The sequence below is a fragment of the Micromonospora desertarenae genome (assembly GCF_056150265.1).
Genome location: NZ_JAXCFQ010000012.1, coordinates 1 through 12070 on the forward strand (window position 1 = coordinate 1; position 12070 = coordinate 12070).

The 12070-nt window shown below is 73.0% G+C and carries 11 protein-coding genes and 1 pseudogene; 7 read left to right on the top strand and 5 right to left on the bottom strand.

Annotated features, from left to right (window positions below):
• Positions 1-273: pseudogene (locus SM577_RS22975) on the bottom strand (hypothetical protein); the annotation flags it as partial.
• A 1212-nt stretch (positions 274-1485) separates the two neighbouring features.
• Between SM577_RS22975 and SM577_RS22980 the strand changes: the two are divergent.
• The 4 genes from SM577_RS22980 to SM577_RS22995 all read left to right on the top strand — a co-directional run bounded on the left by SM577_RS22980 (position 1486) and on the right by SM577_RS22995 (position 4247).
• Entirely contained in the window at positions 1486-1827 is a 342-nt protein-coding gene (locus SM577_RS22980; RefSeq protein WP_302922995.1) for a YciI family protein, read from the top strand.
• Between the two features lie 47 nt (positions 1828-1874).
• Positions 1875-3122, top strand: a complete 1248-nt coding sequence (locus SM577_RS22985; protein ID WP_474582963.1) for an RNA polymerase sigma factor — start codon at positions 1875-1877, stop codon at positions 3120-3122.
• A gap of 127 nt (positions 3123-3249) precedes the next feature.
• The gene (locus SM577_RS22990) at positions 3250-3591 is read left to right on the top strand and encodes a hypothetical protein (protein WP_302922996.1); all 342 of its coding nucleotides are present in this window, start codon (positions 3250-3252) and stop codon (positions 3589-3591) included.
• Positions 3588-4247: a nucleotidyl transferase AbiEii/AbiGii toxin family protein gene (locus tag SM577_RS22995; RefSeq protein ID WP_302922997.1), complete on the top strand. Its 660-nt coding sequence runs from the start codon at positions 3588-3590 to the stop codon at positions 4245-4247. Before SM577_RS22990 ends, SM577_RS22995 begins: the two co-directional genes overlap by 4 nt.
• 39 nt (positions 4248-4286) lie before the next feature.
• Here SM577_RS22995 and SM577_RS23000 read toward each other — a convergent pair whose 3' ends face one another.
• Entirely contained in the window at positions 4287-5183 is an 897-nt protein-coding gene (locus tag SM577_RS23000) for an SDR family oxidoreductase (RefSeq protein WP_302922998.1), read from the bottom strand.
• Between the two features lie 188 nt (positions 5184-5371).
• On the opposite strand from SM577_RS23000, the gene SM577_RS23005 reads away from it, so the two are divergent.
• Positions 5372-7162: a bifunctional metallophosphatase/5'-nucleotidase gene (locus SM577_RS23005; protein WP_474587946.1), complete on the top strand. Its 1791-nt coding sequence runs from the start codon at positions 5372-5374 to the stop codon at positions 7160-7162.
• A gap of 54 nt (positions 7163-7216) precedes the next feature.
• Here SM577_RS23005 and SM577_RS23010 read toward each other — a convergent pair whose 3' ends face one another.
• Entirely contained in the window at positions 7217-7405 is a 189-nt protein-coding gene (locus tag SM577_RS23010; protein ID WP_302923000.1) for a hypothetical protein, read from the bottom strand.
• A 148-nt stretch (positions 7406-7553) separates the two neighbouring features.
• On the bottom strand, positions 7554-8708 hold the full coding sequence (locus SM577_RS23015) for a geranylgeranyl reductase family protein (protein ID WP_302923001.1): 1155 nt from the start codon (positions 8706-8708) through the stop codon (positions 7554-7556).
• Positions 8709-8893: 185 nt separating this feature from the next.
• Between SM577_RS23015 and SM577_RS23020 the strand changes: the two genes are divergently transcribed.
• Together SM577_RS23020 and SM577_RS23025 are read left to right on the top strand one after the other, a co-directional pair.
• Positions 8894-9130: a hypothetical protein gene (locus SM577_RS23020; protein WP_302923002.1), complete on the top strand. Its 237-nt coding sequence runs from the start codon at positions 8894-8896 to the stop codon at positions 9128-9130.
• Positions 9127-10545, top strand: coding sequence for an MFS transporter (locus SM577_RS23025; RefSeq protein WP_474587947.1), 1419 nt, complete (start codon positions 9127-9129; stop codon positions 10543-10545). The genes SM577_RS23020 and SM577_RS23025 overlap by 4 nt, the downstream gene beginning before the upstream one ends.
• Positions 10546-11140: 595 nt before the next feature.
• On the opposite strand, the gene SM577_RS23030 is transcribed toward SM577_RS23025, so the two are convergent.
• Positions 11141-11734, bottom strand: coding sequence for a hypothetical protein (locus SM577_RS23030; protein ID WP_474587948.1), 594 nt, complete (start codon positions 11732-11734; stop codon positions 11141-11143).
• Positions 11735-12070: the final 336 nt, after the last annotated feature.

The window sequence follows — 12070 nt, forward strand, 5'->3', positions numbered from 1 at the left end:
CTCGTCCATACCGGACTTCTTCGTCGCCGCGATGATCGCCTTCACATTCGCGGTCTGCTCATCGTTCAGCTCGATGCGCGACTGCTCGCCCTGCACACCGTGCGGGATCAGCTTCGCCTTGTCCACACCCGGCTTGTCGGCCTGCACGGTCACGGCGACCGGCTTGACCGCCTCAACCGGAGCAGCGTCGGCGGCGGCGGGGCCGGCGACGACGCCACCGGCGAACGCCAGACCAGCAACACCCAGAACGCTCTTACGCATGATCGTGTTCATCACAAAAGCTCCTTCGGGGGTCAACGCCACCAGCCCAAACGGGGGGACGGGCACGGTGGCGCAAGCACCACCAGGGCGCTCAGAAAGACTTCGGGGGATCCGGCACGCGCGGGGCGGGGGATGCCCTGGTACCGGGATGCCCGGCAGACCCGCGAGACGTGTCCTTCGCGGTGCCGGACCGTGTGTAACGACCACCAGGCCACCATCATTCCGGGGCCCGGGGCCCTCAAACCCTCACCGGCGTGTGCTGGGCAAGGGCTGCCGCGATCGTTCGGGGGGATGCAACGACCACCGGGCCGCCGTCATTCCGGGGCCACGATCCTCAACCGGCGGGTGCCGGCGGGACCGGTCCTGCGATCGTCAGGGAGATGCAACGACCGGCCGCCCGCGATCATTCCGCCAGGCCCGGGGTCTCACGCCGGCCATACCAGCGAGCCCTTGCTCGATCGTCCGCGAGATATAACGCCCCCGACCCGGGCCCGATTCCACCACCCGGATGCCACCGATCACACCCACGAACCCGACAAACACCCCAGGCGGCACGGCGGCTCATACGGCCGGCCCTCGGTCGCCGGGAAGATCGACTCCATGTCGCCGATATGGGGCCATCCCGACCCAGTTGACACCGCCACATCGGCGAAACAGCGCAGCGCCTCACGCACCCCGACAACCCCATGCGGAGGAATGTCCGGATAGCCCGACCGCCCGGGGTTCCGCGACGGGGTGAACCCGGTTCGCGCCGCTCAGCCCGCCGGCACGGAGCAGCCGGGCGAACCTGGACCACCACAACGTGGCCCCGCCGCACCGACACGGGCGGACCGGGACCACGACGCGGGTGTGGCCCGCCGTGACCGGCGCAGGGATCAAGCCTGACCGCCCGGAGCCGGTCACGGCGGGCCACACCCCAACCGCAACCACCCACGCACCGCAAGTGAACCCCGGCCCAGGAACCAAGCCCAACCGCCCCGAAGCCGGGCACGGAGGGCCCACCCCCAACCACCCACGACACCACAAGCGAACCCCGGCCAGACAGCCCGAAGCCGGTCACTCCGGGCCGCACCCACCGCAACCAACCAGGCCCCCAGGCGAACCCGGAACACGGACCCAAGCCGTCCGGAAAATTCTTCCCGGACCCCGTCGATTTCGCCGTGACCCGATCGTCGTCATCCTGTACGGCACGGGGCCGCACGACGAGACACCGAGGAGTCGGACATGAAGTACATGCTGCTGATCCACGCCGGAGCAACCGACGGCGCCGACCAGTGCACGGTCGAGGACTGGATGATGTACGACAAGGCGCTCAACGAGGCGGGCGTCGTCGTCTCGGGGCACTCGCTGAAGGACCTGACCACCGCCACCACCGTTCGGGTCGGCCCGAACGGCGAACGGACCGTCACCGACGGGCCGTACGCGGAGACCCGCGAGGTGCTCGGCGGCTACTACGTGATCGACGTACCGAACCTCGACGTCGCCCTGGACTGGGCCGCGCGCTGCCCCGGGGCGCGTGGCGGCGGGTCGGTGGTCGTCCGGCCGGTCGCCGAGTTCGACCAGTGACCGCGGCGGACGAGCGGAACACCGGCGTCGGGGCGTCCGTCGAGTTGATGTTCCGGGAGGAACGCGGCCGCCTGCTCGCCTCCCTCGTCCGCCGGTTCGGCGACCTCGACCTGGCCGAGGAGGTCACCTCCGAGGCCATCGAGGCGGCTCTGGTGCACTGGCCGGCCGACGGCGTACCGGCCAGGCCCGGGGCCTGGTTGCTGACCACCGCCCGGCGCCGGGCGGTGGACCGGCTGCGGCGCGACCGGGCGTACGCGGCGCGGCTGGCGATCCTGCAGGTGGAGGCGGAACGGGCCGACCCGGCCCCGCCGGCGGACGCGGACACGGACCTGCCCGACGAACGGCTGGAACTCTTCTTCACCTGCGCCCACCCGGCGTTGCCCGCGGAGGACCGGACGGCGCTGACCCTGCGGTGCCTCGCCGGCCTGACCACTCCCGAGGTCGCGCGGGCCTTCCTGGTGCCGGCGGCGACGATGGCCCAGCGGATCGTCCGGGCGAAACGGAAGATCCGGGAGGCCCGGATCCCGTTCCGGGTGCCCGGCCCGGACGAGCTGCCCGACCGCCTGCCCGGCGTGCTCCAGGTGCTCTACTCGATCTTCACCGAGGGCTACGCGGCCAGCTCGGGGGCCCGCTTGCAGCGCCTCGACCTCGCCGAGGAGGCGATCCGGCTGGCCCGGATCCTGCGCCGGCTGCTGCCCGCCGAGCGGGAGGTGGCCGGGCTGCTCGGGCTGATGCTGCTGGTGCACGCCCGGCGCGGCGCCCGCACCGGCCCGGACGGCGGGCTGGTGCTCCTCGCCGACCAGGACCGCGGCCGGTGGGACCGGCAGATGATCGACGAGGGGCGTGACCTGGTGCCGGTGGCGCTGACCGGCGGCCCGCCCGGCCCCTACGGGGTGCAGGCCGCGATCGCCGCGCTGCACGACGAGGCGGCCGACCTGGCGGGCACCGACTGGCCGCAGATCGTGGCGCTCTACGACGTGCTGTTCGCCGTCGCGCCGTCCCCGATCGTCGCGCTGAACCGGGCCGTGGCGGTCGCCATGCGGGACGGGCCGGCGGCCGGCCTGGCGCTGCTCGACGAGCTGGCCGACGAGCCGCGGCTGCGCGGGCACCACCCCTACCCGGCCGCCCGCGGCGACCTGCTGCGCCAGCTCGGCCGGTACGCCGAGGCGGCGGCCGCCTACCGGGCGGCGCTCGACCTGGCCGGCACCGAACCCGAGCGCGCCCACCTGCGGCGCAACCTGCGCGAGGTGGAGCACGCCCACGGGCGCCGGGAGACCGGTGCCGCCGACCGCTGAGGTCGGCTGCCGGCGTGCCGCGCGGACGTGGACTCCGCGACCCGACCACGCCGACGGCGGCTGGCTCATGGCGCACCGGACGCACGCGTACGCGCACCCCGGCGGTCGGGGGCGTTACCCTGACACCATGTCGGCCACTCCCACCACCGCACCCCGCGCGGCCCACCTGGCCCGTCCGGGGCGTCCCGCCGTGGTGGCGCGCACCCTGGCCGAGCTCACCGGCCCCACCCGGGGCGAGGTCGAGCTGCCGGTGCGGCTGATGTGGTGCCCCGACCGCCGGTTCGACCTCGGCGACCCGGACCAGCTGCTCTGGATGTACGAGAACGTGCTGCGCGAGACGACCCGGACGGAGGACCTCCGCCGGCTGATCAACGGCCGGACGCTGCGCCGGGTGTGGCGGCTGCTCAACCTGCCACGCGGTGTCCGCGCCGCCTGGGAGGACCGGCACCGGGGCCTGCGGGCGGCGTGAGCGGCGCCCACCCCCACGAGTTCTACCGCGAGGTGGCCCGGGTGGCCCTGTCGGCCGCCGGGCGGTACCGCTTCGTGCTCGGCGGCGGGGTGGCCTGGGCCGCGCACGGCCTGGTCACCCGCCCCACCGAGGACGTCGACCTCTTCGCCGACGTGGAGGGCGCGGCCGCGGCCGCCGCGACCGGGGTACGCGACGCGCTGCGGCGGGCCGGTTTCCAGGTCGACGACGCCGACCCGGACAGCGACCTGGCCGAGCTGTTCGACGGCTTCGACCGGGACCTGCGGGACTTCGTGGTCAGCCGGGGCGACCGGCAGCTCCGGCTGAGCCTGGCCCGGCTCGACCGGCACCGCAGCCCGGTGGTGATGGACCTGGGCCCCGTGATGGACCTGCGCGACCTGGTGGCCAGCAAGACCGCCGCCCTGGTCAACCGCCGGGAGGTACGCGACTACATCGACGTCGCCGCGGCCCGGGCGCACTACCCGGTGACCGAGCTGCTGGCCCTGGCCCACCAGTTCGACCCGGCGCTGGACCCGGAGGACGTCCGCGCCGCCGGCCGCTACCTGGACCGGCTGCCGGACCGCCGGTTCGCCCGCTACGGGCTCGACCCGGCCGAGGTGGCCCGGGTCCGCGAGCGGCTCGCCGACTGGCCGCGCTGACCGCCCGCCGTGCGACCCGCGCCGCACGGCGGGCGGTGCTCACTTCGTCGGCCGGCCGCCGGTCACGCCGAGCACCTCGCCGGTGACGTAGCTCGACTCCTGGCTGGCGAAGAAGACGTACGCCGGCGCCAGCTCGGCCGGCTGCCCCGGGCGCCCCTCGGGAGTGTCCTGGCCGAACTGCTTCACCTTCTCCTCCGGCATGGTGGCCGGGATGAGCGGGGTCCAGATCGGGCCGGGGGCCACCGCGTTCACCCGGATGCCCCGCTCGGCCAGCTCCTGGGCGAGCGCCTTGGTGAAGTTCACGATGCCGGCCTTGGTGGTGGCGTAGTCCAGCAGCTGCGGCGACGGGTCGAACGCCTGGATCGACGAGGTGTTGATGATCGCCGACCCCTCGGACAGGTGCGGCAGGGCCGCCTTGCACAGCCAGAACATCGCGTACAGGTTGGTCTTGAGCACCCGGTCGAACTGCTCGCTGCTGATCCCGGCGATCCCCTTCTCCTGCGCCATCTGGAAGGCGGCGTTGTTCACCAGGATGTCGAGGCCACCGAGGTCGCGTACGGCCCGGTCGACCAGCTCCTGGCAGTGCCGCTCGTCGGTGATGTCGCCGCGCACCGCGACGGCCGTCCGGCCGGCCTCCTCCACCCACCGCACGGTCTCCCGGGCGTCGGCGTCCTCGGACAGGTAGGAGATGAGCACGTCGGCGCCCTCCCGGGCGAACGCGATCGCCACCGCCCGGCCGATCCCGGAGTCACCGCCGGTGATCAGCGCCCGCTTGCCGGCGAGCTTGCCGCTGCCCCGGTACGACTCCTCGCCGTGGTCCGGCTCCGGCGTCATCCGCCCCGTCGAGCCCGGCGGCGCCTGCTGCTGCCCCGGCTGGCCGGACTGCTGGCCGTACTGGGTGGTCGGGTCCTGCTGGGTGTACTGGTCCTCACTCACCGACGTCTCCTCGCGCACCTGTCGATCGGTCCCCGACAGCCCTACCCCGGCTCGGCGGACGGAAACGGCGGCGCGGTACGCGGTGTGACGGCTGGGGCCTCACGGGCCGCTGTGGCAGGTGGGACAGCCGGCCGTTATGGTGCGCTCGGCGCCCACGAGGCGTCTCCACCCCCATGGAAGGGCATCGCATGACCTCTCCCTCCGGCCCGTCCCGCCGCACGGTGCTCGCCGCGGCGGCCGCGGCGGCCTCCGCCCCGCTGATCGCCGCCGGCCCCGCCCGGGCGGCCGGTGCGGCCCGGCCGCGCAGCTGGGACCTCACCCTGCTCGGCACGTCGGACACCCACGGGAACGTCTACAACTGGGACTACTACAAGGACGCCGAGTACGACGACAGCCGGCACAACGACATCGGCGTCGCGAAGCTGGCGACGCTGATCAACCAGATCCGCGCCGAGCGGCGCGGCAAGGCCACGCTGGTGCTCGACGCCGGCGACACCATCCAGGGCACTCCCCTGGCCACCTTCTACGCCAAGCAGGAGCCGATCACCAGCACCGGTGAGAAGCACCCGATGGCCCGGGCGATGAACATCATCGACTACGACGCCGTCACCCTGGGCAACCACGAGTTCAACTACGGCCTGCCGCTGCTCGACCTGTGGATCCGCCAGCTCGGCTTCCCGGCGCTGGCCGCCAACGCCATCAACGTCGCCACCGGCAAGCCGGCCTTCCTGCCGTACGTCATCAAGAAGGTCTCCCTCGGCTTCGCCGCACCCACCCTGCGGGTCGGCATCCTCGGCCTGACCAACCCCGGCGTGGCCATCTGGGACAAGGGCAACGTCGAGGGCCGGCTGCGCTTCGACGACATGATCGCCACCGCCGCCAAGTGGGTCCCGGTCATGCGGGCCCGCGGCGCGGACATCGTGCTGATCTCCGCGCACGGCGGCGACAGCGGCACCTCCAGCTACGGCCCGGAGCTGCCGATCGAGAACCCGACAGCGCTGATCGCGGAGCAGGTGCCCGGCATCGACGCGATCCTCTTCGGCCACGCGCACGCCGAGGTCGCCGAACGGTTCGTGACCAACGCGCGGACCGGCGAGCAGGTGCTGCTCTCCGAGCCGTCGAAGTGGGGCCAGCGGCTGACCAGGATGGACTTCGAGCTGACCCGCGAGCGCGGCCGGTGGAAGATCACCAAGAAGGCCGCGGCGCTGCTCAACACCAACACGGTGGTCGAGGACCCGAAGGTCCTCGCGGCCGTGCGGGCCCAGCACCAGAAGACCGTGGCGTACGTCAACCAGGTGGTCGCCCGCTCGACCGTGGAGCTGTCGGCCGCGGAGTCCCGGTACAAGGACACCCCGATCCTGGACTTCATCAACCACGTGCAGACCGAGGTGGTCACCGGCGCGCTGGCCGGCACCTCGTACGCGAGCCTGCCGGTGCTGTCGATCGCCGCGCCGTTCAGCCGCACCGCCGTCTTCCCGGCCGGGGACGTGAAGATCCGCGACGTCGCGGGGCTCTACGTCTACGACAACACCCTCGAGGCCGTGGTGCTCAGCGGCGCCGAGGTGCGCGCCTACCTGGAGTACTCGGCGAAGTACTTCCGCACGCTCGCCCCGGGCGCGCCGGTGGAGCCGGAGACGATCAGTGACCCGGCCGTTCCGGACTACAACTACGACGTCATCTCCGGCCTGGACTACGACATCGACATCTCCCGGCCGGTCGGCCAGCGGATCACCCGGCTGGTGCTGCCCAACACCGACACGCCGGTGGCCGACAACGCGCAGTTCGTGGTGGCGGTGAACAACTACCGGCGCAGCGGTGGCGGCAACTTCCCCGGCATCGTCAAGACGCAGGTCTACAACGCGCAGCAGGAGATCCGCCAGCTGCTCATCGACTGGGCGCAGGCCCGCGGCACGATCGACCCGGCCGACTTCTTCCAGCCGAACTGGCGGCTGGTGCGCGAGGGCGTTCCGGTCTTCTGACCCGTACCACCCGGCGGGCCGTGGGCGGTGACGCCCGCGGCCCGCCGGCGCGTCTCAGCCGTGCCGCAGGTCCCAGCGTTCCGCATCGTCGAGCGGCTCCGGACGGTCCCGGCGCGGGTCGGTCTCGGTCAGCTCGACCCGCTCCTCGGGACGCACCGCGGGCGGCAGCTCGCCGAAGCGGACGTGCCGCAGGAACGCGTACTCCTCGTCGGTGAACGACACATCGGTGCGGTCCTCGGTCATGCGCTCCTCCCCTCGACGCCGCCATTCTCCGTGCTGGCCACTGTCCTGGCCAGCACGCCGGCGGCGTCACGTCGCGTAAGGCATCCTAGGATCCTGGATTACAAGGTGGACGGTCGATGGGTGCCACGGCGTCGGTGCGGCGAGGTGGTCAGCCGGGCAGCTTGGCACCCGGGCGCCGGGGCGCCGGCAGCCGGTCCAGCAGCGCCAACGCCGCCCGGACCGGCGCCCGGGACAGCGTCTCGTCGAAGCTCGCCCGCCCCTGGCAGAACCGCACGAACATCCGCCATCCCGGCGGGCTGGCCAGCAGCGCGTGGAAGACCTCCGGCCGGCGGGAGAAGACGTCCAGCAGCCGGTGTCCGGCCCGCATCGACGGCACCAGCCGCTCGGTGACCGCGCGCTCGTAGCCGGCCAGGTCGCCGGCCGCGACCGCCGCGCCGGCCAGCTCGCCGGAGCGCAGCGCGTAGCTGATCCCCTCCCGGCTCCACGGTTCCAGCAGCCCGGCGGCGTCCCCGACCACCAGCACCCGGCCCCGCCGCAGCGGCGAATCCTCGGCCCGGCAGCGGGTCAGGTGCCCGGAGTCGTGCGCCGGTGGCACGTCCGTCAAACCCAACCGGTCGACGAACCGGCGCAGGTACTCCCGGGTCCGCTCCCCCTCGCCGCGGGCCGCGATCACCCCGACGGTGAGCCGGTCGCCCTTCGGGAACACCCAGGCGTACGACCCGGCGAGCGGGCCCCAGTCCAGCAGCACCCGGCCCCGCCAGCGGTCCTGCTCCGCGGGCGGCACCGGCAGCTCCACCTCCAGCCCCAGGTCGACCTGCCGGTAGTCCACCCCCACGTGCCGGGCGGTCACCCCCGACGAGCCGTCCGCGCCGATGACCGTCCGGGCGTGCACGGTGTCGCCGTCGGCCAGCCGCAGGCGTACGCCGTCGGGGTCCTGCTCCACGGCGCGGACGGCGACCCGCTCGCGCACCTCGGCCCCGGCGTCGACGGCGGCGGCCCGCAACCGGTCGTCGAACTCCTCCCGGCGGACCATGGTCACCAGCGGCCCGCCGTGCCGGCGGGTGAACCCGCGCCGCCCGTCCCGGGTGAAGGTGACCCGGTCGACCCGGTCGTGCGCCGGCACCTCGATCCGCTCCGTCACCGCCGCGAGCGAGGTGCCGATCAGCCCACCCCCGCAGGTCTTGTACCGCGGGTGCGCGGCGCGTTCCACGACGACGGTGCGGAGGCCGGCGCGGGCGGCGACGTACGCGGCGGAGAGCCCGGCCGGCCCACCGCCCACCACGGCGAGGTCCCAGACGATCACGGATGCAGCCTAGGGCACCCCGGGATCGGTGCCGGCGGGGCCGCGCGAGGCGTCCCGCCGGCACGCGCCGCGACCTCCCGGCGGGGGCCGCGCACCGCCCGATCGGGTGGGCATCTTCGGTCACGCAGGGGGTAACCGCGCAGCGCAGACCGCCCGCGCGGAGGCGGGAGAACGAAGGAGGAGCCATGCGGCAGGTACAGCTGTCGGAGGTCGAGGAACGGGTGTACGAGGCGGTGACCGCGCTCGAGGCGCGCGGGCAGGTGCCCTACCCGGACATGATCGCCGAGGAGTGCGGCCTGACCGAGGAGCAGTTGACCGGACCCCTGCACATGCTCACCGAGAAGAACCTGCTGCACCGGGAGGATTCGCCCATGGCCGGGCTGGACTTCGGCCCCCGGTTCTGCGCCCGCCAGATGGCGTGACGCGACGGCGGCCGGCGCCGGACGACCGGCGGCGCTGGCAGGCCCTCGGGGTCGGGCTGGTCGCCGCCTTCATGACGCTGCTCGACGTGAGCATCGTCAACGTCGCCGTGCCGTCGATGGACCGCGCGCTGCGGGCCTCCCCCAGCGACCTGCAGTGGATCCTCTCCGGCTACGCGCTGACCTTCGGGCTCGCCCTGGTGCCCGCCGGGCGCTTCGGCGACGCCCGCGGCCGGCGCAACGCCTTCGTCGCCGGCATCACCCTGTTCACCCTGACCAGCGCGCTGGCCGGGCTGGCCACCTCCCCCGAGTGGCTGGTCGCCGCGCGACTGCTCCAGGGAGCCGCCGCCGGCGTGGTCAACCCGCAGGTCACCGGCCTGATCCAGGAACTCTTCCAGGGGCCGGAACGGGCCCGCCCGTTCGGCCTGCTCGGCGCCACCATCGGCATCTCCACCGCGATCGGCCCGCTGCTCGGCGGTCTGCTGATCGCCCTCGGCGGCGAGGACCACGGCTGGCGGTGGGTCTTCTTCGTCAACGTGCCGGTCGGCGTCGTCGCGGTGATCCTCGGCTGGCGGCTGCTGCCCAGCCGCCCGCGGAGCCCCGCCGACAACCGGCGCCTCGACCCGGTGGGCGTGCTGCTGCTCGGGGTCGGCGTGCTCCTGGTGCTGCTGCCGCTGGTCCAGCAACAGCAGTGGCGCGGGCCGGAGAAGTGGCTGCTCGTCCCCGCCGGGCTGGTCGCGCTGGTCGCCTTCGGACTCTGGGAGTGGCGGTACGCCCGCAACCAGCAGCCGCTGTTCGACCTGCGGCTGTTCACCGTCCGGTCGTACACCCTGGGCTCGCTGATCGCGTTTGTCTACTTCGGCGGGTTCACCGCCATCTTCTTCATCTTCACGCTCTACCTGCAGAACGGGCTCGGCTACAGCGCCCTCGTCGCCGGCCTGGCGATCACCCCGTTCGCGCTGGGCTCGGCCGCCACCTCCGCGCTCGGCGGGCGGATCGTCAACCGGTACGGACGCCCGCTGGTCGCCAGCGGCCTGGTCACCGTCGTCGTCGGCCTGGTCGGCGTCGTGGCGATCCTGGAGCTGGACCCGGGGCACACCGCCGTACCCTGGCTGACCGCCGGCCCGCTGCTGGTCGCCGGGCTCGGCAGCGGGCTGGTGATCGCGCCCAACCAGACCCTCACCCTCTCCGAGGTACCGGTGCCGCAGGCGGGCAGCGGCGCGGGCATGCTCCAGACCGGCCAGCGCATCGGGGCCGCGGCCGGGATCGCCGCCGTCGGCTCGGTCTTCTTCGCGTCGTTGACGGCGAGCGATGGGGACTGGTCGGTGGCCTTCCGCCACTCGCTGCTGCTGGCGGCCGCGATCATCGCGCTGGCTCTGATCTCCGCGGTCGCCGACATCAGTCGCAGTCGACGGTGATCGGCTTCGCTCGCTTCGCGTGGACTCGCCTTGCCGGGGCTCGGCCTTGTGTGCTGGGCCGGCCTGGGTTGCGGTGGCCCGTCGGGTGCGTCGTGTCGCGGTGGTCGCGTCGGTGGCTGGTGCGTGGGGGTGCTCGCGTCGCGGCCTGCGGGGTGGGGGTGGGGGTGGGGGGTGTGACCCGCCGTGCCCGGCTCCGGGCGGTCAGGCTTGATCCCTGCGCCGGTCACGGCGGGCCACACCCCGGACCTGGTTGAGCCGCCGACGCGTGGTCGCGGTCAACCTGCCGGTGGGTGTCTCGTCTTGTCCGCGTTGCCGTGCGCGGCTCGTCGGGTTCGGATCTTGGACAGGTGCCGTTCGTGGCTGACGGTAACTGTCCAAGATCCCAGTGCGCCGTGCGCCGTGCGCCGTGCGCGGTGACGGGTCGTCGCGCGGCTGAGATCGGCGGCCTCGGCTTGACTGGGGGACAGGACGCCGCAGGGCCGGCACCCGGTCGGTGGGTGTCGGCCCTGTGGTGGTGGATGTGCTGCTGGCCGGCACCCGTCGGGTGCCGGCCAGCAGTCCCCCTAGCGAGGAAAGTCAGTCGGTGTTGGTTGGGTCAGTTGTTCCAGTGCTCGGTGACGAGGTCGGCGGCCTGCTGTTCCCACTGGGCGTAGTGGTCGGGGTAGGCCGACACCTGCACCGTCTGCGCGGCCACGGTCAGGGGCATGTCCTGCCAGCCGTCGACCTGCTTGAGGCCCTTGAGGAACGCCATGGTGGAGTACTCGGGGTCGGTGATCTGCTCGACCGTGCCCCAACCCGAGGACGGGCGCTGCTGGAACAGGCCCTGCGAGTCGTGGTCGTTGCGCTCACCCAGGTGGCCCAGGTTCTCCAGCTTCGACTCCTGCAGCGCGGTGGCGATGGCCACCACGGCGGCCCGCTCGTCCATGCCGGACTTCTTCGTCGCCGCGATGATCGCCTTCACGTTCGCGGTCTGCTCGTCGTTCAGCTCGATGCGCGACTGCTCGCCCTGCACACCATGCGGGATCAGCTTCGCCTTGTCCACACCCGGCTTGTCGGCCTGCACGGTCACGGCCACCGGCTTGACCGCCTCAACCGGAGCAGCGTGGGCGGTGGCGGGGCCGGCGACGACGCCACCGGCGAACGCCAGACCAGCGATACCCAGAACGCTCTTACGCATGATCGTGTTCATCACAAAGGCTCCTTCGGGGGTCAACGCCACCAAGCCCAAAAGGGGGAACGGGCACAGGGGCGCAAGCACCACCAGGGCGCTCAAAAGACTTGGGGGAAAGATCCGGCACGCTCTCGCGGGCGGGGGATGCCCTGGTACCGGGATGCCCGGCCAGACCCGCGAGACGGTGTCCTTCGCGGTGCCGGACTGTGTGTAACGACCACCGGGCCACCATCATTCCGGGGCCCTCAACCCTCACCGGCGGGTGCCAGTGGGGACCGGTGCGGCGATCGTTCGGGGGGATGTAACGACCGCAGGGCCGCCGTCATTCCGGGGCCATGACCCTCAACCGGCGGG

Bases quoted from the DNA above. Each gene is read 5' to 3' on its own strand.
- SM577_RS23005 (WP_474587946.1), top strand. From the start codon at position 5,372: ATGACCTCTCCCTCCGGCCCGTCCCGCCGCACGGTGCTCGCCGCGGCG.
- SM577_RS22990 (WP_302922996.1), top strand. From the start codon at position 3,250: ATGTCGGCCACTCCCACCACCGCACCCCGCGCGGCCCACCTGGCCCGT.
- SM577_RS23020 (WP_302923002.1), top strand. From the start codon at position 8,894: ATGCGGCAGGTACAGCTGTCGGAGGTCGAGGAACGGGTGTACGAGGCG.
- SM577_RS22980 (WP_302922995.1), top strand. From the start codon at position 1,486: ATGAAGTACATGCTGCTGATCCACGCCGGAGCAACCGACGGCGCCGAC.
- SM577_RS23010 (WP_302923000.1), bottom strand. From the start codon at position 7,405: ATGACCGAGGACCGCACCGATGTGTCGTTCACCGACGAGGAGTACGCG.
- SM577_RS23030 (WP_474587948.1), bottom strand. From the start codon at position 11,734: ATGAACACGATCATGCGTAAGAGCGTTCTGGGTATCGCTGGTCTGGCG.
- SM577_RS22985 (WP_474582963.1), top strand. From the start codon at position 1,875: ATGTTCCGGGAGGAACGCGGCCGCCTGCTCGCCTCCCTCGTCCGCCGG.